Here is a 25775-nt window from a genome sequence, read left to right as displayed (position 1 = left end):
ATAGTTAATCTCCTTTTAATAAATTAATACTAACAGTTGCTAATTCATCATTAGGAAAAGTAGTAAAATAGTTTGGGTCTGGATGCAATCCTGCTCTTTTTGCTACGGTATTAAATACATCGACTTCTAAAATATATTGGTCTGAAAATCCATGTGTAGCATCGTAAGCTGTTGCTGCAGTTTTGCCTAAATTTTGCGCTGTTAACCTTGGGTTTATAGTGTGTAGTTCTATAATTAGTAATCCAAAACGCTCTACATAAGGTTTCCATTTTTGTAAATGCTCTAAAAGGGAATCTTCAACCAAATTATTACTTATGCGTCTACCTTGATAGGCGTAAGCTCCTGTTGAGTTGCTTATATTATTGGAATTGTGCTTTGGTGCTTCCCAAATACGATTATGATCTAAAAACGTACGTACATTAAGTAAATCTTTAAGGTCTATATTATAATCGTCTTTTAAATCTTGAGCCAGTAAATCTGGTCTTCCAATATCGCCCCAAATTACTTTTGCCCAAATATCGGCTTTAATTAAATTGGCTCGAGTTACTTTTAATGCAGCCTGATTAAAATCTGCTCCTACTAGAAGTAGAGGATATTCGTCAAGCATTTTACCACGAAGGGTTTGGTATTCTATAACATCAAAAATATGTTGTATAAATGCACCATTACCACAACCCATATCTAATATGCCTTTTGGTTGCTCGTCTATTGGTTTGTTAAAGAGTTTTATAATTATGTTGTCAATAACTTTAAAATAGGTTGAGTGTGCTCCACCACTTCCCCAAACATTCATTTCTCTATCTACATGCTTTTCGGTGTCTTCTGGAGAATCTGATTTTAGTACTAATGGGTTACCAAAAATGAGCTCATCTAGCTTTACAAATGTTGGTAAATAAGACACAGTTACACCATAAGCACTTGCTCGCTTTGCGAAGAATAAACCTTCTTCAGTAAACTGATAAGTGTCTTTCTTTTTTGTAAACCATCCTAAATAAGAAAGGAAATCCAATATTTTTTTAAAGCTTTCAGGATCTTTATGATATTCATGCGCTCTAAAAGATGCTTCCATAAAGTATTTATGAAAGAAGCCATTTACACCTAATAAAACTATAATAGGAGCAATAATAGCACCTTCGATATGTTTTAGTATTTGGTATTCAATTGAATCTTTTTTTACTTCAGAAAGTCCAAAATTAGCTTCAAATTTTTTGAATATTTTTTCTAAAGCACTAAAGGCATCTGGGCCAATTCGTTCCTCTGGAAATTTTACAGAATAGTTTAATAGCTTTACTACATCTTCATATAAATGCACAAACTCAAATGCTGTTTTGCTATTTTCGTTAGTCTCATATGCAATTACATCATTTTTATTATCAATATGCTGAGTTAACCATCCTTGAGCGCAAAGCACACGTAATGCAATGTTTAAATAGCCTTCGTTTGCTTTAAAATATGATGTAAGTTCTTGTAAATTAACTTTTTGATGGTCTAAAAGATATTGCAGTACACCTTTATTATGTAACCCAAATGCTGTTGTTGAAGTTGCTACACCATCAAGGTGTCTAAAAATTGTGCCTCTAAGGTTTTCTTTATCTTGTTTTGTTAGCATTGATTGATTTTGTTATAAATATAGCGAAAATCAAATATGTTGAGCATGCTACAGTAATGAAGATGAATTAAATTTTTAATGAAAAATGACCTCTGTATTCTTTTCCGTCAGGAAGTTTTAAATAAAACCAATAGTCGTCAGGAGTTAATAACTCACCATTAAATTTACCATTCCAACCTGAAGATTGATTTGGATTAAATACTTTTAAAAGTTTACCATAGCGATTATAAACATGTATCACTACGTTTTGAAATTGGGTTGGGTCTAGCCCTTTAATATTCCAAACATCATTATTGCCGTCGTCATTAGGAGTAAAATATTTTGGAAAACCTATTACATAAAACTGTTGTGAAATAGTGTTGCAATTATAAATATCTCTAACAAATACAGTATGAAGTCCAGGTGTTAATCCGTAAAATATATTGCTTGGCTGATAAACACCATTAATGTCGTCTAGTGCAAATACAAAATCTGCAACCAAGTTATTTATATGAATTGTAGCATCATAATCATTAACTTCAATGGATGCAATTTCGGCAATTTCATTTTGTATAACAGTAATGGTAATCGAATCTTCACAATTTAATATTGGGTCTGATATTGTTACGTTGTAAACTCCTGGTTGAGTAACATATATTTCGTTCGATGTTTGGTTTGTACTCCAAAGGTAATTGTAGTTGTTTACATCAGCATTACTAAGTCCTGTATTAATATACACAGGAAAATCTGCCTGACACACTATAACCGTTTGATCTTGAAGAGAAGGAAAAGGTTTTACTATTAAATTTAAAAGCCCATTGCCATAGCAAACATTATTGCTTTCTGCTCTTACATAAAGTGTTCTAGATGTAGAGGTATATAAATCTTGAAGTGGATTAGTACCTATAGCTGCATTATTTGGTGATGTATAAAACGTAATTGACACATTTGCTGGCAAATTTAATGCGTTAATAATTTCACTTCTTTTATTATCTAAATTAAATGTAGCAATACCATTATTTTGAGAGTCGCAGGCTTCAAATTCAAAAACATCTAAATCAACAGATTGTGAGGTTTTAAGTCTTATAGATGCCATACTATAACAATCGGTATTTGCTGTAAAAACTTTTGCGTAAAGTAACTCGTCTTGATATTGACTAGTATATATTGTATTAAGAGCGTTTGCATTTGTAGTATCGCTATTTGCATTAGCAATACTATGATAGTAAAACACTTGTATTGGATTAGTAGTATTATAGGTTAATGGTCCATTAGCTAAAGCTAAATTATAAGTGGTAATACCATCGTTAGGATTGCTATCAAAAGAATCGCACTGAATTAAATCATATGTATTTGGTAATACAGCTGGAGGTTCAGATATTTTAATTTGTTTAATTAAAGGATCTTGAGTAATACCATTAATAGTAAACCATAATTTTACAGTGAAAGTACCAGATTGTGTGTATGTATGATAAGGTTCTTCTAGTGTTGATGTTTGTGCATCGCCAAAATCCCATAACACAGTATCGTAAGGGTCTTCAGATGTTATATAAAAATGAGTAGCATCACCTAAGCATGTATTTTCATAATCAAAAGTAAATTTGAATATAGATTGTACAAAAGGAGGTAATCCTAATTGTGCGTAGCCATCTCCTAACGGAACAGAATTATGAGAATAGTTTGAAGAATTACCAAGATTATTGGGGTTACTAATTACCGAAAGATTAAATCCTGTGCTAAAAACCTTATAGCCAGCTCTGTATATTTTACCATCTATAGCTAATTGAAGCGCACCAGCAACATTATCGGAATTGCTTATTGATTGTCGTGATCCAACAATATCTGAGCTTTCTAAATTGTATTGAAACAAATTACTATTTATAAAGACATCACTAGTATCAAAAGTACTAGCAGTTAAATACAATACTTTAGAGTTTGTCGAAAACTCAACACCATAAGGGTAGGTGTCATTTATAATTGTTCTTTCATTAGATACAATTCCAGTCGAATTATTAAAATCGTAAAGCAATACTTTTCCAGATTTTTTTGTTCCACTTGCTGGACTTCCCAATGAAATAGAGCTATGCGCTATAGCAATTTTTTTACCATCTGGTGAAACTTTTAAATAGCCAATGGCTGTAATGTTAGAGCCTTCTTCATCAAATCTAGGTAATACAGTTTGTTGTACAGTTGATATAATAGGAGTTTCATTAACACCATCAAAATCAACTCTAAAAGCATAAAATTTATTAATAAACTGAGTAATTACCCATATAGTACTACCATCGCTATGTGTAACTGCCGTTATTTTTTCTGAAGATTTATACTCGTTTTGTACGGGATCACTAGCATCATAAGTTATTAGATGCTTGTTTTTATTAGTAACAACTACATCACCAAACCCGTTGTTTAAAGACATATTAACTTCGGAATAATTAACTCCATCTATTGGTTGATCTTCAGTTAAAAAATAACTAGGCTTATCAATTGTAAAAATAAAGTATGACTGTGAGTTACCAGGCTTTGGTATTATTAAGGCAGACATTGTGCTTGAACTGTGTCCTAATAAGTTTATTCCATTTGGCATTATGTTATGCTGTCTGTCCCAAACCGTTGTTCCATCAGTATAAAACAAAAGATTTCCATTAGTATCTGATATTGTAGCGCAGCCTTCTTTTGTGACTAATTGACCATCATTTAATGGAACTGGATTACCAGAGTTAAAAGTAACTCCTGCAAGATTACCAAAGTACCAATTGGCAGATTCTCTTTGAGAAAATGCTTTAGTTGACACTAAAAGTGACAAAACAAATAATACTAATATGTTGAATAAGTTATGTTTCAAAAAACGCATTATGTTATCACAAAAAGATAAAAAAGTAAATATAAACTATTAGTTTAAAAGCAATTAAGCTAAAACGATAAAATTATCTTAACTTCGGATAATCTTCAGGATTAACTTCGTGCATTACATTATAAACGGCTTCAAAAACATCTTCAGTTGAAGGTTTTGAGAAATAATCACCATCTGTTCCGTAAGATGGTCTATGTTCTTTAGCTGCTAATGTTTGTGGCTGGCTATCTAGATGCACAAAAGCATTTTGAGTATTTAAAATTTCGTTTAAAATAAAAGCCGATGCGCCTCCAGGAACATCTTCATCTATAACCATTAAACGATTTGTTTTAGCAACACTCTTAACAATATCATGATTAAGATCGAATGGTAATAAAGATTGTACATCAATAATTTCAGCATCTATACCTACCTCCTGTAATTCTTTGGCTGCTTGTTCTACTATTCTCAATGTAGAGCCATAAGATACTAAGGTAATATCACTACCTTCTTTTATTGTTTCTACAACGCCAAGAGGAGTTTTTAATTCACCTAAATTATTAGGCATTTTTTCTTTTAGTCTGTACCCATTTAGGCACTCAACAATTACTGCTGGTTCGTCACTTTCTAAAAGTGTATTATAAAAACCTGCTGCTTTAGTCATATTTCTAGGCACCAAAACATGTATTCCACGAACTAAATTAATAATTCCACCCATTTGAGAACCAGAATGCCAAATACCTTCTAATCTATGTCCACGAGTACGAATTATTAATGGCGCTTTTTGCTTTCCATTTGTTCTGTAATGTAATGATGCTAAATCATCACTCATTATTTGTAGCGCATAAAGAATATAATCTAAGTACTGAATTTCGGCAATAGGACGTAAACCACGCATTGCCATACCAATTCCTTGACCTAAAATAGTAGCCTCTCTAATACCAACATCTGCAACTCGAAGCTCGCCATATTTTTCTTGCATGCCTTCTAAGCCTTGGTTTACATCTCCAATAGTTCCTGCATCTTCTCCAAAAACTAAGGTTTCAGGATATTTACTAAAAATAGCATCAAAATTATCTCTTAAAATTAATCTTCCATCAGCATCCTCGGCATTTACATCGTAAGTTGCTTTTACTTCTTTTACATTTAACGCTGAATACTTTGAAGCGCTATAAAGGTGAGAACTATACTTAGGTTGATTAGTTTCTATATTAGCATTTAACCAATTTATAAGGGCATCTTTTTCAGAAGAATTTTCGGAAATAACATATCGTAATGCTTTTCTGGTAGTTGAAATAATATCTTTTCGGATAGGTTCTCCAATTGAAGATAAATCATTAACCAGCTTGTTTATAAAAACTTTATTAGAACTACTATTTGCTAAATTTGTAAGTAAAGTAATAGCTTTTTGTTGCTCGTCTTTAATTGGTTTTAAATACGCTTCCCAAGCTGCTTTTTTTCCTTCTCTAACTTCTTTTTTAGCGGTTTTGCTTATAGCATCCAGCTCGTCTTGTGTTGCAATATTATTTGCTAACATCCATTCTTGCATTTTAGCAATACAATCAAACTCAGTTTCCCAAGCTAAACGTTCTTGATTTTTATATCGTTCATGAGAACCTGATGTAGAATGACCTTGAGGTTGGGTTAATTCTACAACATGAATCATAACAGGAACATGCTCTTCTCTGGCAATTTTTGAGGCTTTTTGGTAAGTTTCAACCAATGCAGGATAATCCCAACCGTTTACCTTAAAAATTTCATAGCCATTGTTTTTTTTATCTCTTTGAAATCCTTTTAAAATTTCAGAAATACTTTCTTTAGTTGTTTGGTGTCTTGCATGTACCGAAATACCATATTCGTCATCCCAAATATTAATTACCATTGGTACTTGTAAAACTCCTGCTGCATTAATGGTTTCAAAAAACAGGCCTTCACTTGTACTTGCATTTCCAATTGTTCCCCAAGCGACTTCGTTGCCTTTATCAGAAAAATTAGTAGTATCAATTCCTTTTACATTTCTGTAAATTTTTGATGCTTGAGCTAAACCTAATAATCGAGGCATTTGTCCAGCAGTAGGAGAGATATCAGCACTTGAATTTTTTTGTTTTGTTAGATTTTTCCAATCTCCATTTTCGTCTAAACTATGTGTGCCGAAATGACCACCCATTTGACGACCACCTGACATTGGATCTGCTTCAATATCAGCATGACCATATAAGCCAGCGAAAAACTGTTGAATGTTTAGTGCTCCAATAGCCATCATAAAAGTTTGGTCTCTGTAATACCCAGAACGAAAATCACCATTCTTAAATACTTTAGCCCAAGCTAGTTGAGGGACTTCTTTACCATCACCAAAGATTCCAAATTTTGCTTTACCAGTTAATACTTCTCTACGACCTAACAAACTACATTCTCTGCTTGTTACTGCAATTTTGTAGTCATTGATAACTTCCGATTTAAAGTCTTCAAAAGTGATATCTTTTTTTGTGTTAGGTTTATTTTGCATAATAATTGTTTTGGAAAGCTACAAAGTTAGCTAAACTTTATATGTTTTACAACGTCTTAAAATGTTATAAAAATGATAATTTGTAAGTGAAAAGTAGGTTTTACTAACGAAAAAGCAATAAAAGAGTGATATTAAAAAAACTGTTGAAATATATTTAATACCATTTTCTTCTGAATAACCCAAAAAGAGCTTGTGGGTCTACTGTAAACTTAATACGTATTTTTTGATCGTATCTAGGTTGCCCAATTTCCCAACCTAAATTAGAATATATAGGAAAATAAAGCTCAAAATAGTCGGTTACTAAATCTAATTTAATGCCAGAATCATAAACAAGTTCTGGTGATTGATATTTGTTTTTAACTAATCCTAAATCTCCATATACTTCAATATACTTCCAAAGCGTTGTACTAGAGTTTATCGTAGCCATCCATTGATTTGCAAAAGCTGGATTTAGTTTTGACTTAAATCCTCCATCGGCAATAATAATCTGTTGACTAAAAATACCAGATGCCTCAGAACGCCCTAAGTAATTATAATCGAACAAATAGTCTGTAGGTCTATCTAATGCAAAACTAAAGTAGTTGGAGTTGATGTCTGTTTTATTAAACAAAAAAGAACCAAAAAATGCTCTAAAATTGAATTGTCTATTATTTTGTGATAGTTTTCTGTATTCGTAAGTCAATGAGATTTTACCAAATTGTTTTGCCAATTGTAAATCGTAGTTCCATTTCTGAAAATGTATAAGGCCAGGATTAGAACTAATATATCTAATATTAAAAACGCTATAATCAGGATCTTCAATTATTATATTTGGATTTTTATCTGTATTTCTATTAATATCTAAATACCTAATATTTATAAAATCTGTTTTATTTGATCTAAAATTTTTATCATCTCTAAAACTAAATGATATACTAGGAGTAATGCTAGTAACAAAAGCATTTTCAGCAAATGAGGAATATCCAGCAAAAAGACTATAGTTAATGTTGAAAAGATTTTGATTTTCAAAATCTTGAGTATAAGCTATAGTAGTCGAACCTGTTAGTGTTTTAGATTTAGTAGCATATACTGGAGCTATTTTATAATAAAATGGCTTACGTAGCATAGACTTATTATAAAGCTTTGCACCAAGTGTTAATCCGTCATATATATTGTTAAACTGAACTAACGGCATTATAAAAACCTGATTATAGTTTGGGTCTTCAAAATCTTTAATTAATCTAAATTGCAAAGGTTTATTGTTAAAAAAGAATCCTTTTAACGATTTCCAATTGTCTCTTAAATTATACTCTGGAATTGTATTGTCGTAGTTTAGCACAAGTCTATTTATACTATCTCTTGGTATTGTAATTGTTTTATCGCCTTTAATATTTTCTATCCAAGTCTTTGAAACAATCGAATCATTATTAAAAGAAAATAAAGACACAGGCATATTATTATCTCTTTTGTTTCGAATAGTAAACGTAATCGAATCTTCAGTTTTTGAAACGTCTTTTATTCTGAAATCAATTTTCTTTCTGGTATTTAAGTAATCGCTAAAAAACCAATCTACATTTTTTTTTGTGTTTTGTTTTAATAAAACTTCAAAGTCTGAAGGTGATGTAGATTCAAGTTTGTTTAATTTTAAATATTCTTTGATGGTTTCTTCTAAAACACCAGAATTCACAAAGTCATCTAAGTATTTTAAACCAATTCCAGCTTTATATTTGTTAGCTATATTCGCATTAAATTTTAATAAAGAATCTTTTGGCATTGTTAATGGCTGATCTCTATTTGTTCGAGCCATTTGCATATATAATAAATTATATTGCTCATTAAAGAATAAATCTGCAGCATGAAAAGATTTTATTCCCCATACTTTTGAAAGTGTACCTAAAAGTTTTGTGTCTGGATAATTTTCTTCAACATACTTCATTAAAAAATAGATTTGTAATCCATCTTTTAACCAATAATCTTCTCTTGGATTTATAAGTAAAGTATTCTCTAAATAATTATTTAAAGCTGTTTTTAGGACTTTAATTTCATATTGAAAATTATTAGGAAAAGGTCTTATAAAATCTGGTAACTGATTTAAGCCATAAAGAGGGTCTTTGTTATACTCAATTTCAGTTAGAAGTAATTTTTTGTGAGGATATTCACCTAAGTTTTTAGATATGAAAGAAACTATTTTGTCTGTTATAATAGCTTTTTCTTCAGGTTTTAAGCCTTCATCCTCAATGTTGTTTACAACAGTAAAAAAATCGGTTTGTACAGATTTGTAATTAGAAAACTTATTTAAAATTAGTTTGCTATCAACCCTGTCTTTACCTAATAAAGTAAAAGTTTGTGAAGATTGAGTTTGTTTAATATTTATAATATCTAATTCAGAAATTAGAGCATAATTTAATGGAAACTCAACATTTAAAACAATATCTGATTTAGGTACATAAATGTCATCTAAGTTTTTATTACTATAAAAGTGCCATTTCCCATCAAAGACAGATGGAGTTATATACCAATATTTTAAGTTATAATCTCCATAATCTGTAACACCATAATCTGTAAAGGTATCATCTGGAACTCTAGAATTGTAGGTAAGATTTAATTTGTAAGATTCTTGAGGAAGTAATGGTTGTGCTAACTCAACCTTTATAACATCAGGATAGTTTTCTAACCTAGAGTATTCTAACTCTTGCTGTAAGTTTTCGTCTTTTATATAAATTATATTTGTAAAACCACGTTCTTCGCTTTTTGCAAAATGAAATTTAGCACTAAATTCTTCAGTAAATCGTTCTGCTAATGGTGTTTTTTTTGTTGAATAGCTATTATTCCAATCTGTAAGATATATTACGTTTAAGGTGTCTGAAGATGTGTTTTTATAGCTTATGCTTTGAGTGATTTTTATAAGTTTGTTGGGCATGTCAAACTTTGCGTTGATGTCTATAGTATTTTGACTATTAACCCAAGCATTACAAAACAAAAGTATAACTATAAGTAAACGTAATTTCAATGTGATATCACAAACTTTAAAGGTTTAACATTAAGTTGAGGTAAAACTATGTAATATAAACCATTTGCCAACATGGATAAATCCTCATTAATATATATCGAATTTTTTGTGTTTATGGTTTTAATTAGCTTGCCAATGCTGTCATAAACGTATAAAGTTTGATTAGATATAAACTCTGGTTGAATTTTTAATGATAATATTGAATTTATCATATTGCCATTAATAAATTCTATAGGTTGTTGAAACGCATAATCATTAATTCCTAATGTTTGATTTGTTTGCAACTCTATTGTAACGGGAAGATGATCACTAAAATTGTATAAAGCATTTCTTATTGAAAAAGAAAAATCTGAACCATCACAGTTAGTTGAATTAATTTCTTGGTTAAAACACGATGGGTTATTATTGTTTCCAAACACTTTATAGGAATTGTTTACATAATACAAATCTGTATTTGAAATCATGTTTTCTGACGTTAATATGAAATCAAACCGATCATCAAAACCTCCTGTTGCTCCTCCTAAGCCAGTTGCTGTACGTGTAGATTGTGTAAATACATCTATAAATGTAGCATTTGTATGCCAACTACCAAGCCTGTTAGCTGGGTCAGTAAATGTAATATTGTTTGAAGGGTTTGCTAACTCTACAAATCCAGTTTCTGAGCTTGTATACATATTAAAATCACCAGCTAAAATTACATTACTATTTGCTGGCAAAGTATCTAAATAATTTTCTAAATCATTTATCATTTGAAGACGCAAAACTTCATTTTCACTTCCGCTAGATGCTTTTAAGTGACATACAATTGCATCTATATATATAGGATTTGTGCCTTGTTGCGTGGTGTTTAGTTTAAGTCTATAATGGTTAAAATCTCTATAAATTGTAGTAATTACAGTTTGGCTTTCTAAAATAAATTTTGAACTATCATAGTACAGCATATTTTGCAAATCATTTTGATTGCCAAAATTATCATCAGAAGTATTTAAAACAAAATTTGCACCAGCATAGTTAGTGTTAATACTTTGTTGCATCATATTTAAAATACCATTACTAGCACTTTCATTGTTTAATTCGCAAACCATAAAAATATCTGGCTGATAATTACTTAAAATAGTTTCTAAATATTGAATTCTGTTAGGAGGAATGCTTTGTAATGGAAAATTTAGAAGATTATAAAACATCATCTTAAAAGTTTCTTGTGCAAACAATCCATTAAGACTAAATGCACATAAAAAAAATGTAATGATGATATTTTTCTTCATACTTTAAAAGTTTGGACTCAATTCAAATTCTTTGTAGAAACTATCTAATATAGTAATCACTTCTTCAGGAGTATCTACTAAATGAATTAAATCTAAATCTTTTGCACTTATATTATTAAACTTATCTAGAAGTGTAGATTTTACCCAATCCATTAAACCAGACCAGAAATCGGTTCCAACAAGTATAATAGGGAATTGTTCAATTTTATTAGTTTGTATTAAGGTAATAGCTTCAAACAATTCGTCTAAGGTTCCAAATCCTCCAGGCATAACTACAAATCCTTGTGAGTATTTTACAAACATTACTTTTCTAACAAAAAAATAGTCAAAATCTAAGCTTTTATCTGAGTCAATATATGGGTTGTCATGCTGTTCAAAAGGGAGTTCAATATTTAAACCTACAGATGTTCCTCCAGCAATATGCGCTCCTTTATTACCAGCTTCCATAATACCTGGCCCACCACCAGTAATAACACCATAACCATGCTCAACAATTTTTTGAGCTACATCTTCTGCTAATTTGTAATATTTATGATCTGGTTTAGTACGTGCAGAACCAAATATAGAAACGCAAGGACCAATTTTACTTAGTTTTTCGTAGCCATTGACAAATTCGCCCATGATTTTAAAAATTGCCCAAGAATCGTTTGTTTTTATTTCATTCCAAGCTTTGCTATGTTTCTCTAATCTCATTATATATTTAATTTTTTAGTATTTATTTTGTTAAGCTTTTAATCGCTTTTTACGATTTTCAAACTTGCTAATTTAATTCTTTTTTAAGGAATTTAGCTGTGTAACTCTTTTTATGTTTGGCAACTTCTTCTGGAATTCCTTCAACAATAATTTGTCCACCACCTTTTCCGCCTTCATAACCAATATCAATAATATGGTCTACAGTTTTAATAACATCCATATTGTGTTCAATAATAAGTATTGTATTGCCTTTGTTTACCAATTTGTTAAGCACAATCATTAACACTCTAATGTCTTCAAAATGTAATCCTGTTGTAGGTTCATCAAGAATATAAAATGTGTTTCCTGTATCTCGCTTGCTTAGCTCTGTTGCTAATTTAATACGCTGTGCTTCACCACCAGAAAGTGTTGTGCTTTGCTGACCAAGTGTAATATAGCCTAAACCAACGTCTTTTATGGTTTTTAGCTTATTGTTAATTTTTGGAATATGTTCAAAAAAATCGACCGCTTCATTAATGGTCATATTCAACACATCGCTAATGTTTTTTCCTTTATAACGAATTTCTAAAGTCTCACGATTAAATCGTTTTCCTTGGCAAGTTTCACATTCTACATAAACATCAGGAAGGAAGTTCATTTCAATAACTCGTAATCCACCACCTTGACAGGTTTCACAGCGACCACCCTTTACATTAAAACTAAAACGTCCTGCTTTATAGCCACGTATCATAGCTTCTGGAATTTTAGCAAATAAACTTCTTATTTCATCAAAAGTTTTGGTATAAGTTGCTGGATTGCTACGAGGTGTACGACCAATAGGCGATTGGTTAATATCTATAACTTTATCGATATGTTCTAAACCTTTAATGCTTTTGTAAGGCATTGGTTTTTTAACGCCATTAAAGTAATACGCATTCATAATAGGGTAGAGTGTTTCATTAATTAAAGTAGATTTACCACTTCCTGAAACTCCTGTAACTCCAATCATTTTCCCTAAAGGTAATTTGATGGATACGTTTTTAAGGTTATTGCCAGTACAACCTTTTAATTCTAAATATTTTCCGTTGCCTTCACGACGTTTTTTCGGGACTTCAATTTGCTTTGTTCCGTTGAGGTAGTCAGCAGTAAGCGTATGATGTGTTAGTAATTCTTTTGGAGTGCAAATGCTAATAATCTCACCACCATATTTTCCTGCTTTTGGTCCAATATCTATAACATAATCGGCAGCTTCAATCATGTCTTTATCATGTTCAACTACAATAACTGAATTACCAATATCACGAAGAGATACTAATGATTTTATTAGTTTTTCATTATCTCGTTGATGTAATCCAATACTTGGTTCATCAAGTATATATAACACACCAACTAGTTGAGAACCAATTTGGGTTGCTAATCTAATTCGTTGTGCTTCTCCACCAGATAATGATTTAGAACTTCTGTTTAGTGATAAATATTCTAAGCCTACATCGAGTAAAAACTGGATACGTGTTTTTATCTCTTTTATGATTTCTTCAGAAATGAGTATTTGTTTTTCTGACAGATGATTATGTAAATCGTTAAACCAATTAGCTAAATCTATAATGTCTTTATTAGCAAGCTCTGCAATGTTAGCGTTGTTTATTTTAAAATAAAGTGATTCTTGTCTTAAACGTGAGCCTTGACATTCGTCACATTCAACCTTATCCATGTACTCTTTTGCCCAACGTTTTAATGATGTAGAGTCAGCATTGTTATACTGACTTTCAATAAAATTGGCAACGCCTTCAAATTCTATTTTATAATCTCGTGTAACTCCTAGTGTTTTGCTTTCAACAGAAAATTTTTCGTTTCCTCCATACATTATCATTTGCTTTGCCTCATCAGGAATGCTTTTGTAAGCATCTGTCAATTCAAAATTATAGCGTTGTGCTATAGTTTCAAACTGCTTAAAAATCCAACTATTTTTTTGTGGACCATGAGGAGCCAAAGCTCCAGTTTTAATAGATAAACTATCATCAGGAACAATTTTATTTTCATTTACCTGATACAAACGGCCTATACCATTACATTTTGGACAAGCACCTTTTGGTGAGTTAAAAGAAAAGTTATTAGGTTCTGGATTTGGATATGAAACTCCAGAGGATGGACACATTAAATTTCGACTAAAATAGCGCGCTTCATTAGTGTCTTGATCTAAAACCATTAAAACATCTTCACCATGATACATTGCTGTATTTATACTCTCTGTTAATCGTTTATCGTTATCTACAGAATCATCAATTTTAAGTCTATCGATAACAATCTCTATGTCGTGAGTTTTGTAACGATCTAGTTTCATGCCCTTAACTAAATCCTTTACTTCGCCATCAGTTCGTACTTTAACAAAGCCTTGTTTAGCAATTTGATCAAACAATTCGCGATAATGCCCTTTTCGTGAACGAATTACAGGAGCTAGAATATTTATGCGTTTGCCAAGAAAACTTTCTTTTATAAGTAGTTTAATCTGCTCATCATTATAGCTCACCATTTTTTCACCAGTATTATAGCTGTACGCATCGCTAGCTCGTGCAAAAAGAAGCCTAAGGAAATCGTAAATCTCGGTAATAGTACCTACAGTAGAGCGAGGTGACTTGCTGGTAGTTTTTTGTTCTATTGCAATAACAGGAGAAAGCCCATCAATTTTATCGACATCTGGTCGCTCTAAACCACCTAAAAACTGACGTGCATAAGCAGAAAACGTTTCGATGTATCGACGTTGTCCTTCTGCATAAATGGTATCGAAAGCTAATGATGATTTACCACTTCCTGATAAACCAGTAATAACAACCAGTTTTTCACGAGGAATTGTAACATCTATATTTTTTAGGTTATGTACTCTAGCGCCTTTAACCTCAATATGTTCTTCGAATTTACTCATAGAATTGCAAAGTTGCAAAGGTACTGTTTCTGCAATGAAAAAAGAAGTGAAGTATACCTAGAGTTATGTTAAATATGAAGATTATAACTAATCTTCAATAATTTCAATATTTACAATTAAATGTCCTCTTTGTTTAAATTTAGCAATCTCCATAAAAGCTTTTTTAGACAAATCTAGTTCTCTGCCTTTAACAAAAGGACCTCTGTCATTCACAGTAACAATCACTGACGAATCATTAACTGTATTTGTAACTCTTATTTTTGTTCCAAATTTTAATGTTTTATGAGCTGCTGTATATAAATTATTGTCAAATTTTTCGCCACTAGCAGTTTTTCGGCCATTAAACTTGTCATGGTAATATGAAGCATGTGCATTTTCTTTGTAAAGTTTACAGACAACTAATGAAGAATCATTATCTGTAGTGTCAGCATATGTAGTATCTATTTTAACTAAAGAAATATCTCTTGTATATTTAGTATAAGTTTTGGTTGATTTAAAACTACTTAAAGAAACTACAAGCAATAAAAGTGTTATGGTTTTTATGGGTAAATTCATATGTTTTTCTATAGATTTTAAATAACAAATTTTCACATTAGTAATTATACGTTTTATTATTTGATTTAGATTTTTGCATTAGATTAAGTTTAACATTTTTTAGTTTTTTATTTGAAAGGTTAAAGCAGTATTTGTTATTATTGTGTTAGAATTAATTAAAATCGCATTCTCGTTTTTATGAGAATATAAAACATATTTTAAATGAAATTATTAGGAATAGGATCACGTATTAACCATAATGAATTTGGTAAAGGTGTAGTAACAAATGTGACTTCAAAACACTATTGGGTTACGTTTATAGATAACGGCTTAGAGACCATTGACTTAAATAGTGAGTTTGAAGTAATTGAAGCTGCTGAAGATGATGTTGATACTATTAGTTTTTATGAAGTTGAACAAACCTTAAAATCAATTTTAAAGAAATGGAGTGATGTTAGTGAAGTTGTGACTATAGCAGATAAATGGAAAGGTGGAAAACTTATTTTAGAACCTGGAGATACTAACCTAAAATCTAACGAAGTACCAATTGATACTTTTTTTCATAAAATAACAATGGTTCGTGACAGATTGCGTGTTATGGAACAGAAAATAAATAGCAGTAATCTTGATGAACAAGAAAAGATAGATTTGCAACAATATATTACAAGAAGCTATGGTAGTTTAACAACGTTTAATGTGTTGTTTAAGCATAAAGACCATAATTTTGTAGGGCAGAAGGGAAGTTAGTTTTTTCCTTTAATATCTGTTATTTGCAAGCCTAAAATCATTAATTTATGAAACGTTGGTAATTGAGCTCCACTTTCTGTGGTTGTCCAATCTTTCCAAGTTGCTTCAAGCCCTTTAATAGGTAATATAGAAACCCACATTTTAAAACTTGTAGGTTTTCCTTTATCATCTAAAATCCATAAATAAGAGTCACCAGGAGTTGTGCCACCAGATGTATAAGTTACTAGAAGCCCAAGTTTACCGTTTTCTAAAGTAACAACACTTCGCTCTGTGCCAGAATCGAATACTTTGTATGGTGCTACTAACCAAAAGGAGTCGTTATTAAAATAATCTGTTGCCTTAGTAATTAGCTCTGCAGCTTGTTCACCCTGTACTTCAAAATTATGTATATATGTTTTGCTTTTTGAAGCGTCTTTTAAATTTAAATCTACTTTATAATCTTCCCAGTGTACTGTACACGTTTCTTCATTTTTTTTCCACTGGTAGTGATGTCTGTTTTTAAAGGTCCACTCAATATAGTTTGTGTTTTTATAAGCTTCATAGTCTAATGCACTAAGCATTTTTGTTGCCATTTGTTCAGCTTGCTCACCTTTAGTGCCTATTGGTAAATCTTCATCATACTTTAAATAAACATAGCCAAAAAACAATAGGCTAGGCAAAGTGAAAAACACTATAACACCTATAATTATTTTAGCTATTTTTTTTGGTTTCATTTTAAGTTAATTTTAGTTTAATGGCTTCAGCTAAAACTGTAGCAGCTTCTGGATGATGTCTAAACCATAATTCAGGTTCAATAAGTTCTAACTCAGAAAGAGCTATTTTAGTATTGTTATCAGTAAATATATCAACTCTAGCGTAAATTGGCAATTCTGGACAAGCTTTTACTGTGTTTTCTGCAAAAGTAATTTCTTCATTTGTAGGACTATAATCTGAAACACTTCCTCCAAAATCATCTTGAACTCTAAAATCACCAGCTTTAGCTTTCTTTAAAATGGCATGTGTAAATTTACCATTAAAGACCATCATAGAAATTTCACCTTTGGTTACTATATTATGCTGAAATGGTTGTAACATCATTGCTTCATTTGCAATAAGTTCTTTAAAAATAACTTCATGAGTATTTACTGTTTCTAAATTTAACTTGTATGTATGTCTGGCAGCACCAGAAACACAAGGCTTTAAAACAGTTTCGCTCCATCCTAATTGTGTATGAAGTTCTTTTAAGGTTTTATTGTTTCCTTTTTCTATAAAATATGTTTCAGCAATATTTACATGCTTTAATTTTAAATCATTTAGATAGTGTTTATCTATATTCCATCTAATTAGCTTTTCAGAATTGAATAATCTAGTTTTTTTGGTAACGTTTGATAGCCATTTTGAAAACTCATCAAATCTATCAAAGTAATCCCAAGTTGTTCTAAAAAGAATTGATTTTGTTGAAGACCAATCAAAATTTTTATCATCCCAAGCTAGGCGTTGTGTATTTAGTCCTTTATTTTTTAAGGCTTCAACTACTAGGTAATCTTCAAAAAACACATTATGCTTATACGTGTTGGTTTTAGAATCTTCGAGATAGCGTTTGTCTGTAAGTACAATTACATCAAAAAGTTTGTGCATAATTTTATTTTAAAAACCAACAGCAGTATCATCACCTCTATGGTCAGCACCACCTTCTAGTTTTCCGTTTGGTAAAACTAATATGGCGTCTACTTTTGCTGTTATAGGAGTGGCATTTTCATTTATAAAATAGCCTTTAGTAGCTAATTGTTTTTTTAGTTTTTCACTAAAGGTAGTTGCTTCAACTCTTATCTCATCTGGTAACCATTGATGGTGAAAGCGAGGTGCATCGACAGCTTCTTGCATTGTCATTCCAAATTCTTCAACATTTAAAATAGTTTGTAAAACAGAAGTTATAATTGTTGAGCCTCCAGGAGTACCAACAACCATGTATAGTTCACCATCTTTTTCAATTATTGTTGGAGTCATTGAGCTTAACATACGTTTTTGTGGCGCTATACTATTGGCTTCAGTGCCAACTAAACCATATACATTTGGAACACCAGGTTTGCTACTAAAATCATCCATTTCGTTATTAAGAAAAAAACCTAGTTCATCAACAAAAAGCTTAGAGCCATATGCACCATTAAGTGTTGTTGTTACAGAAATAGCATTTCCAAATTGATCAACAATAGAGTAGTGCGTTGTTTCGCTACTTTCGTAACCAGAAATATTTCCATGTGATATAGAGTCTGAAGGCGTTGCTTTTTCAAACGAAAAACTGTTCATTCTCTCATGTAAATACACATCACTAAGCAAAGTTTTTAATGGCATCTCCACAAAATCTGGATCGCCTAAAAAGTGACTTCTATCAGCATAAGCTCGTCGTTCTGCTTCAACAATCACTTGTGTTGTTTTTAAGGAATTATGTCCATAAGATTTTAAATCAAAATGCTCAATCATCTTCATTATTTGTGCTAAACAAATTCCTCCACTTGAAGGAGGAGCCATTGATATAACTCTTAAATCCTTATAGTTAAATGTTACTGGATCTCGCCATTTTGCTTCATATAAAGCCAAATCTTCCATTGTAATAATACCACCTTTATCTTGAATAAAGTTGACTAATTTTTGTGCAGTTTCGCCTTTATAAAATTCGTCTTTACCATTATTCATTATTCGTTCTAAAGTTTCAGCTAAGGCTATATTTTTTAAAGTTTCTCCAGCTTTAGTTTTATTAGAAAACAAAATTTCTTTTCCGTTTACTGCTTTAAAAATGCTGTCTTTATCATTAATACGCGCTTGCTGTTTTTCGGTTATTACAAACCCATTATTTGCTAAATCAATAACAGGTTGCAGTATGTCTTTAACAGGAAGTTTTCCAAATTTTTTATGAGCTGCAAAAACACCAGCAATAGTACCAGGCACTCCAACGGCATATGCACCTATTGTACTTTTGTTTTCTATAACATTACCATCTGCATCTAAATACATGTTTTTTGTAGCTGCAAGAGGTGCTTTTTCTCTATAATCTAATGAGCCAATTTCTCCGTTTGCTAAGCGATATACCATAAATCCGCCACCTCCTAAATTTCCTGCATAAGGATATGTAACTGCTAAAGCTAATTCGGTTCCCATCATTGCATCAAAAGCATTGCCTCCTTTTTTTAGAATATCACTTCCAATTTTTGAAGCTTCAGCTCTAGCAGAAACAACCATAGCTTTTTGAGTTATTAAGCCATTTCTTTTAACTGTCTTTTTAATGTTGGAGTTAGAATCTTTACAAGATGTAAAGGCAAAAATGAATGCTATTAATAAAAGAGATTTTTTCATTTGTTATGGGTTTGTACTTTCAATTTCAATTAATTTAAGCTTTGAAAATGCTCTTAACTCTTCAAAAAACTGAGTAAACTCACTTTCAAATTCGTTATAATATTCAACTAATTCTTTTGTGGCTTCATTCATTCCAGAAACATTTTTTGTTCTTCTGTTCATCCCGTTTAATACTCTTTGAATCCCATCAATACTTGCATAATTTAGAAGCCAATTATCAGCAATCATATATGGCATAAGTTTTTGTGTACGAGCAGGAAGTAATTCGAAATTGGTTTCTAAACTATCATAAAATTTATTTACATATATATCTAAAGGAATGTCAGAGTACGATTTCCAGTTTTTAGCTAAAAAGTGATCATATAAAATATCTACTATAACACCACTATAATGGCTGTAATTTTTATGCAAACGCTTAGTACTTTGCCTTACAATTGCATGAGCATCAGTAAAAGTATCAATTTGTCTGTGAAGCAAAATACCTGTTTTAATATCTTTTTGAAATTTCTTGTATTGCTTGCCACGAATACCATCAGCAATAAAATTACCAATAGCAATCATTTCATTATCACCAGACAGATAAATATGTGCTAAAAAATTCATTGGACTAATTTACGAATTACGAGTCACGAATTACGATTTTGAAATATTATATTTGTCAAAATAAAATTAAAGAATGACACTTATAAAATCAATTTCAGGAATAAGAGGTACTATTGGAGGTCAAGTTGGAGAAAATTTAACTCCGATTGATGCTGTTAAATTTGCATCAGCTTACGGAATATGGTTAAAGCAACAACGCAATAAAGAAAATTTTAGGGTTGTTGTTGGAAGAGATGCTAGAATTTCTGGTGAAATGATTCAGAATTTAGTCATGAATACACTAGTAGGATTAGGAATACATGTTATAGACTTAGGGTTGTCAACAACACCAACAGTCGAAGTTGCTGTGCCAATGGAGCATGCAGATGGTGGTATTATACTTACTGCAAGTCACAATCCTAAGCAGTGGAATGCGTTAAAGCTGTTAAATGCAAAAGGAGAATTTTTAAATGGAGAAGAAGGTGCTAAAATTTTAGCTATTGCTGAAACAGATACGATGCAGTTTGCAGATGTAGATAATCTTGGAAAAATAACCAAAAATCAAGCTTATATAGATTTACATATTGATGAAGTTTTAAAAATGCCTCTGGTAAATAAGAAAGCTATTGAAGATGCTAATTTTAAAGTTGTTGTTGATGGTGTAAATTCAACAGGCGGAATAGCAATTCCGTTATTATTAGAAAGGTTAGGAGTACAAACAGTAAAACTGTATTGTGAGCCAAATGGAGAGTTTCCTCATAATCCTGAGCCTTTAAAAGAACATTTAGGCGACTTATCAAAAGCAGTTACAAAAGCACATGCCGATTTAGGAATTGTAGTAGATCCAGATGTTGATCGTTTAGCGTTCATGGATGAAAAGGGAGATATGTTTGGTGAAGAGTACACATTAGTTGCTTGCGCAGATTATGTATTAAGCAAAACACCAGGTAATACTGTTAGTAATATGAGCTCAACAAGAGCGTTAAGAGATATTACATTAAAGCATGGAGGTAATTATGAAGCTAGTGCTGTAGGTGAAGTTAATGTTGTAGAATTAATGAAAAAGAATAAAGCCATAATTGGAGGAGAAGGAAATGGAGGCATAATATACCCAGAATTACATTATGGTCGTGATGCTTTAGTTGGCGTGGCTCTATTTTTAAGCTTACTTGCTGAAAAGCAAATGAAAACAAGTGAGTTAAGAGCAACTTACCCTAATTATTTTATGAGTAAAAAGAAAATTGAATTAACACCAACTTTAGATGTTGATGCAATTTTGAAAGCTATGGAAGAACGTTATCAAAATGAGAAATTAACTACCATTGATGGCGTAAAAATAGATTTTAGTAATAGTTGGGTGCATTTGCGTAAAAGTAATACAGAGCCAATTATTAGAATTTATACCGAAGCGCCATCACAAAATGAAGCAGATAAGCTTGCAGATAAAGTAATTTCTGAAATTAAGGCTATTGCAAATATTTAGTACCTTTGATTTAATGATTTCTACAGATACACAAAAAGTCAGTACAACTGAATTAGAGCGCTATTTTAATCAATTTCGCCAACATATTATTGGTATTGATCAAAAGTTCGAATCACCTTTTGGTACTCAAAAAATCATATATACCGATTGGACAGCTTCAGGTCGTTTATACAGACCAATAGAGGAAAAGCTATGCAACGAATTTGGGCCTTATGTAGCAAATACACATACAGAAACTACAGTTTCAGGTACAGCAATGACAAAAGCGTATCATAAGGCAAAACATATTATTAAAGATCATGTAAATTGTAATGAAGATGATGTGCTAATTATGTCTGGAAATGGAATGACAGGTGTAATTAATAAGTTTCAAAGAATTTTAGGGCTGAAAGTGCCAGAAAATCTTCAAAACTATACTAATGTACCAGATGAAATTCGTCCTGTAGTTTTTATTTCTCATATGGAACATCATTCTAATCAGACTTCTTGGTTAGAAACCATTGCAAAAGTAGAAGTTATTCCTCCTTCAGAAGATGGTTTATTTAGTATAAATAATTTAAAAGTTCTATTAGAAACATATAAAGATAGGCCCTTAAAAATTGCTTCAGTTGTAGGAGGCTCTAATGTTACAGGCATACAAACGCCATATCACGATATTGCTAAACTAATGCATCAAAATGGAGGTGTTTGTTTTGTTGATTTTGCATGCTCAGCACCTTATGTAGATATAGATATGCATCCTGAAGATGATGAGCAGGCATTAGATGCTATTTTCTTTTCACCTCATAAATTTTTAGGAGGACCAGGAACTTCTGGAGTATTAATTTTTAATAAAAAACTATATAAGAATATGATTCCTGATTGTCCAGGAGGAGGAACTGTGAGCTGGACAAATCCTTGGGGAGAACATAAATATATAGATAATATTGAAGATAGAGAAGATGGAGGAACACCAGGCTTTTTACAAACAATTAAAACAGCTCTTTGTATTAAATTAAAGGAGCAAATGGGAGTTTCTAATATTCTAAAGCGAGAGCATGAAATAGTTGATTATATTTTTGAAGATTTAAAATCTGTTAATAATCTTAATATACTTGCAGGACAGCATAAAGAAAGATTAGGTGTAATTTCTTTCTATATAGATGATTTACATTATAATTTAGGCGTAAAACTACTTAATGATAGATTCGGGATTCAAACTCGTGGTGGCTGTAGTTGTGCAGGTACTTACGGACATTTTTTATTGCATGTTGATGTTGAAACTTCGCATGAACTGACAAATGAAATTTCATTAGGTGAACTTACACGTAAACCAGGTTGGATTCGTATGTCTATTCATCCAACAACAACTAATGAGGAAATTAAGTTTGTTTGTGACAGCTTAAAGGATTTAGCAAAACATTATAAAGATTGGGCAAAAGATTATAACTATATTAAATCTTCAAATGAGTTTGTACATAAAACGAGTTCTGAAAACCCTTCAAATGAAACTCCTATAAACTCTTGGTTTGAACTTTAGTTATTGAAACTCAGCAGGAACACTATTTCTGTGCTTCCATCGTTTGTGAGTCCATAAATAGTATTCTGGAGCTTCTTCAATTTGTTTCTCTACAAATTTGAAAAATATATCTGTAATCTCGTAGTTTTTATATTCTTTTGGGCTTGTAGTTATGGTTTCAAAGGTGGTTTCGTAAAAACCTCTTTTCAATCGTTTTACTTTAAAAAACACTATAGCCATATCTAAGCGTTTAGCTAGCATTTCTGCACCAGTGTGCATCGGAACTTTAATACCCATAAACTCATTCCAATGATAAGCTTTGCCAGCTTTAGGCGATTGGTCAGAAACGAATCCGTTTATAGTTAATTCACCTCTTTTTTGTGCTTCTATAAGAACAGGGATTGTCTCTTTTGTTGTTATTAAATGGCTATTGTATTTAGCTCTTATTTTTTTAATTAATCTATCAAAGTAAGGATTTGCTAACCGTTTATAAACAGCATAGCCCTTATGGTTAATATGTTTTTGAAGGATAAATATCCATTCCCAGCTTCCATAATGAGCGCACATTAAAACAATACTTTTGTTTTGTTGTTCTAACTTATGAATTTCTTCAATATTGGTAAATTTATAACGTGATTTCATCTCTTCTTCAGAAATGCTCAACGATTTTATAGCTTCAACCATCATATCACACAAATGGTGATAAAACTTCTTTGTGATAAGGTTAATTTCTTCTTTAGACTTATTAGGAAACACAAGCCTTAAATTTTCTTTTACAACCTTTTTTCTATATCCAAATACTCTAAAAATTAATATATAAAGCAGGTCAGAAATTGCATAAAGTAATCTAAAAGGGAGTATAGAGACTATCCATAAAAATGGATAAACAAGAATGTAAATTAGAAATTGCATTTTTTAATATTAGATTTGCAGCTGTAAATATAGAGTATATTATAATTAATCGTTTATAGTTTATGGGTAATTTAAGTCTTATTACTATTGTTATTATTGCAGCAAATGCTATTATTTCTTTAAAAGGATTTGATGATTATGGCTTTTTTGAACGATACAAGTTTAATGTCGGAAGCATAAGAAGAGGAGAGCAAATACGTATGTTTAGTTCTGGTTTTTTGCATGTTGATATGATGCACCTGTTCTTTAATATGTTTACTCTGTATTTTTTTGCAGATGTAGTTATTGATGAGTTGGGTACTTTAAACTTTATTGTCATTTATATTGCAAGTTTACTGTTAGGTAGTTTACTGTCGTTATATTTTCATAAGGAAGAATACCATTATAGTGCTGTTGGAGCAAGTGGTGCAGTTACTGGAGTTTTGTATTCAGCTATATTATTAGATCCAACCATGCAGTTGGGGATTATGTTTATTCCATTACCATTTCCTGCTTATGTGTTTGGTATTTTATATTTGTTATATTCTATTTATGGAATGAAAAATAGAATTGGAAATATTGGGCATGATGCACATTTTGGAGGTGCAATTGGAGGTTATGTAGTCACATTAATGCTTGCGCCAGGTTTGTTTAAAACCGATTTAAAAATGATTGCTTTGTTAGCAATACCAATTATTATATTATTTGTAATGCACAAAATGGGAAAACTATAAAAAAAAGCCTTCAAATATTGAAGGCTTTTTTATTAATTTAAAAGTTCAGCTACTTTATCTTCGAGAGCTTTGCCTCTTAAATTTTTAGCAGCAATTTTACCTTCAGAATCAAGAATATAAGTAGAAGGAATTGATTGTATATTATACTGTTTAGCTACAGGGTCGTTAAAATAGTTTAGATTAGATACATGATGCCAAGTTAATTTATCATCCTCAATAGCTTTAAGCCATTTATCTTTTTGGCCTGCTCTATCTAACGATACACTTATAATTTCTAAACCTTTATTATGATATTTATTATATGTTTTCACAACATTAGGATTTTCTCTTCTACAAGGTCCACACCAAGAAGCCCAAAAATCAATAATAGTTACTTTGCCTTTAATTTCATTTAAAGAAATCATCTTTCCGTTTGGATCTGGAGCAGTGAAATTTGGGGCAACTTTACCTAAGTTTAAACTACCTAAACGCTCATTTTCTAGCTTTTGTACAGATATTTTACTGAATACCACTCTTCCATATCCAGAAGATTTGACAGATTCATCTAAGTTATTAAAACTATCTTCAATTTTACTTAAGTCAATTGAGCTACTCGTCATTAATGATTCAATAAGTTTTAATGAAAAGTAATTGTCCTTATGATTAGCTAAAAAGTCAAAAGGATAACTGTTCATTTCTTTTTCCATTTCAGCCATTGTTGCAGAAAAATTTGCTTTTTCAATTGAATCTGTAGAACGCAAAACACCCATATTTTCTCTACCTATTTTACTTCGTTTTTCCAGTAGGATATTAAAACCCTCATTATATTCTGTTAAAGCATCGTTTGCTTTTGTTCCATGAATTGTAGAGGTATTAATATTGTCTTTATTAACGGTAACAGTAATATTTTCATTTTCAACCATTATAGGAATATAACCATCAATACTATTAACTGATAAAAACCACATTTCTGGAATATCAATTTTTCCTTCAAACTTAAATTTTCCGTCTACAACAACGGCAGTGTCTTGGTAAAAATCTCTACCACGTTCATCAATAGTTTTTAAATAAACTCTAATTCCATTATAAACACCATCTGCAGTACCACTAATAACATAACCATCATTTTTTTTCGTTGTCTCATTACAAGAGATAAACAAAGAAACTATTAATATTAGGCTAAATAATTTTTTCATTTTCATTTAATTTTAAGTTGTACAAATA

General features: G+C 31.1%; 18 protein-coding genes. 4 read left to right on the top strand and 14 right to left on the bottom strand.

From position 1 onward, the window contains the following. Positions 1–4: 4 nt before the first annotated feature. The 8 genes from IEW41_RS00910 to IEW41_RS00875 form a co-directional block, all read right to left on the bottom strand. Complete coding sequence (locus IEW41_RS00910; protein ID WP_188604457.1) at positions 5–1609, bottom strand: class I SAM-dependent methyltransferase; 1605 nt, start codon at positions 1607–1609, stop codon at positions 5–7. A gap of 67 nt (positions 1610–1676) precedes the next feature. Next, positions 1677–4433, bottom strand: a complete 2757-nt coding sequence (locus IEW41_RS00905) for a T9SS type B sorting domain-containing protein (RefSeq protein ID WP_188604456.1) — start codon at positions 4431–4433, stop codon at positions 1677–1679. Between the two features lie 82 nt (positions 4434–4515). Then, positions 4516–6927, bottom strand: coding sequence for an alpha-ketoacid dehydrogenase subunit alpha/beta (locus IEW41_RS00900; RefSeq protein ID WP_188604455.1), 2412 nt, complete (start codon positions 6925–6927; stop codon positions 4516–4518). A gap of 154 nt (positions 6928–7081) precedes the next feature. Continuing rightward, positions 7082–9826 carry a gluzincin family metallopeptidase gene (locus tag IEW41_RS00895; protein ID WP_229660137.1) on the bottom strand — a complete coding sequence of 915 codons (2745 nt, stop codon included), beginning with the start codon at positions 9824–9826 and terminating at the stop codon, positions 7082–7084. A gap of 86 nt (positions 9827–9912) precedes the next feature. Next, a complete protein-coding gene (locus IEW41_RS00890) occupies positions 9913–11181 on the bottom strand; it encodes an endonuclease/exonuclease/phosphatase family protein (protein WP_188604453.1) in 1269 nt (422 codons plus the stop codon). 3 nt (positions 11182–11184) lie between these two features. Continuing rightward, positions 11185–11874 (bottom strand): LOG family protein, encoded by a 690-nt coding sequence (locus IEW41_RS00885; RefSeq protein ID WP_188604452.1) that lies wholly within the window; start codon positions 11872–11874, stop codon positions 11185–11187. 67 nt (positions 11875–11941) lie between these two features. After that, entirely contained in the window at positions 11942–14773 is a 2832-nt protein-coding gene (gene uvrA / locus IEW41_RS00880) for an excinuclease ABC subunit UvrA (RefSeq protein ID WP_188604451.1), read from the bottom strand. An 87-nt stretch (positions 14774–14860) separates the two neighbouring features. Continuing rightward, positions 14861–15328, bottom strand: coding sequence for a septal ring lytic transglycosylase RlpA family protein (locus IEW41_RS00875; RefSeq protein WP_188604450.1), 468 nt, complete (start codon positions 15326–15328; stop codon positions 14861–14863). Positions 15329–15529: 201 nt separating this feature from the next. Between IEW41_RS00875 and IEW41_RS00870 the strand changes: the two genes are divergently transcribed. After that, positions 15530–16054 carry a DUF8685 domain-containing protein gene (locus IEW41_RS00870; RefSeq protein ID WP_188604449.1) on the top strand — a complete coding sequence of 175 codons (525 nt, stop codon included), beginning with the start codon at positions 15530–15532 and terminating at the stop codon, positions 16052–16054. Here IEW41_RS00870 and IEW41_RS00865 read toward each other — a convergent pair. Genes IEW41_RS00865 through IEW41_RS00850 form a run of 4 tightly spaced genes read right to left on the bottom strand, consistent with a single transcriptional unit; the run spans position 16051 to position 19987 of the window. Then, positions 16051–16767 (bottom strand): hypothetical protein, encoded by a 717-nt coding sequence (locus IEW41_RS00865; RefSeq protein WP_188604448.1) that lies wholly within the window; start codon positions 16765–16767, stop codon positions 16051–16053. The genes IEW41_RS00870 and IEW41_RS00865 overlap by 4 nt on opposite strands. 1 nt (position 16768) lies before the next feature. Next, complete coding sequence (locus IEW41_RS00860) at positions 16769–17671, bottom strand: ATP-grasp domain-containing protein (RefSeq protein WP_188604447.1); 903 nt, start codon at positions 17669–17671, stop codon at positions 16769–16771. Between the two features lie 9 nt (positions 17672–17680). Then, positions 17681–19384, bottom strand: a complete 1704-nt coding sequence (gene ggt, locus IEW41_RS00855; RefSeq protein WP_188604446.1) for a gamma-glutamyltransferase — start codon at positions 19382–19384, stop codon at positions 17681–17683. A 3-nt stretch (positions 19385–19387) separates the two neighbouring features. Further along, positions 19388–19987 (bottom strand): acyl carrier protein phosphodiesterase, encoded by a 600-nt coding sequence (locus IEW41_RS00850; protein WP_188604445.1) that lies wholly within the window; start codon positions 19985–19987, stop codon positions 19388–19390. A 73-nt stretch (positions 19988–20060) separates the two neighbouring features. Between IEW41_RS00850 and glmM the strand changes: the two genes are divergently transcribed. Both glmM and IEW41_RS00840 read left to right on the top strand, forming a co-directional pair. Beyond that, positions 20061–21449 carry a phosphoglucosamine mutase gene (gene glmM / locus IEW41_RS00845; protein ID WP_188604444.1) on the top strand — a complete coding sequence of 463 codons (1389 nt, stop codon included), beginning with the start codon at positions 20061–20063 and terminating at the stop codon, positions 21447–21449. A gap of 13 nt (positions 21450–21462) precedes the next feature. Then, entirely contained in the window at positions 21463–22968 is a 1506-nt protein-coding gene (locus IEW41_RS00840) for an aminotransferase class V-fold PLP-dependent enzyme (protein ID WP_188604443.1), read from the top strand. On the opposite strand, the gene IEW41_RS00835 is transcribed toward IEW41_RS00840, so the two are convergent. After that, positions 22969–23859, bottom strand: coding sequence for a lysophospholipid acyltransferase family protein (locus IEW41_RS00835; protein WP_188604442.1), 891 nt, complete (start codon positions 23857–23859; stop codon positions 22969–22971). It abuts the gene before it with no gap. Between the two features lie 62 nt (positions 23860–23921). On the opposite strand from IEW41_RS00835, the gene IEW41_RS00830 reads away from it, so the two are divergent. Next, the gene (locus tag IEW41_RS00830) at positions 23922–24572 is read left to right on the top strand and encodes a rhomboid family intramembrane serine protease (protein WP_188604441.1); all 651 of its coding nucleotides are present in this window, start codon (positions 23922–23924) and stop codon (positions 24570–24572) included. Between the two features lie 32 nt (positions 24573–24604). Here IEW41_RS00830 and IEW41_RS00825 read toward each other — a convergent pair whose 3' ends face one another. Next, on the bottom strand, positions 24605–25747 hold the full coding sequence (locus IEW41_RS00825) for a TlpA disulfide reductase family protein (protein ID WP_188604440.1): 1143 nt from the start codon (positions 25745–25747) through the stop codon (positions 24605–24607). Positions 25748–25775 lie beyond the last annotated feature (28 nt).

Origin of the sequence: Aquaticitalea lipolytica (assembly GCF_014641635.1) — a bacterium.
Taxonomy (GTDB): Bacteria; Bacteroidota; Bacteroidia; order Flavobacteriales; family Flavobacteriaceae; genus Aquaticitalea; species Aquaticitalea lipolytica.
This window is presented reverse-complemented; position numbering and strand designations above follow the sequence as displayed.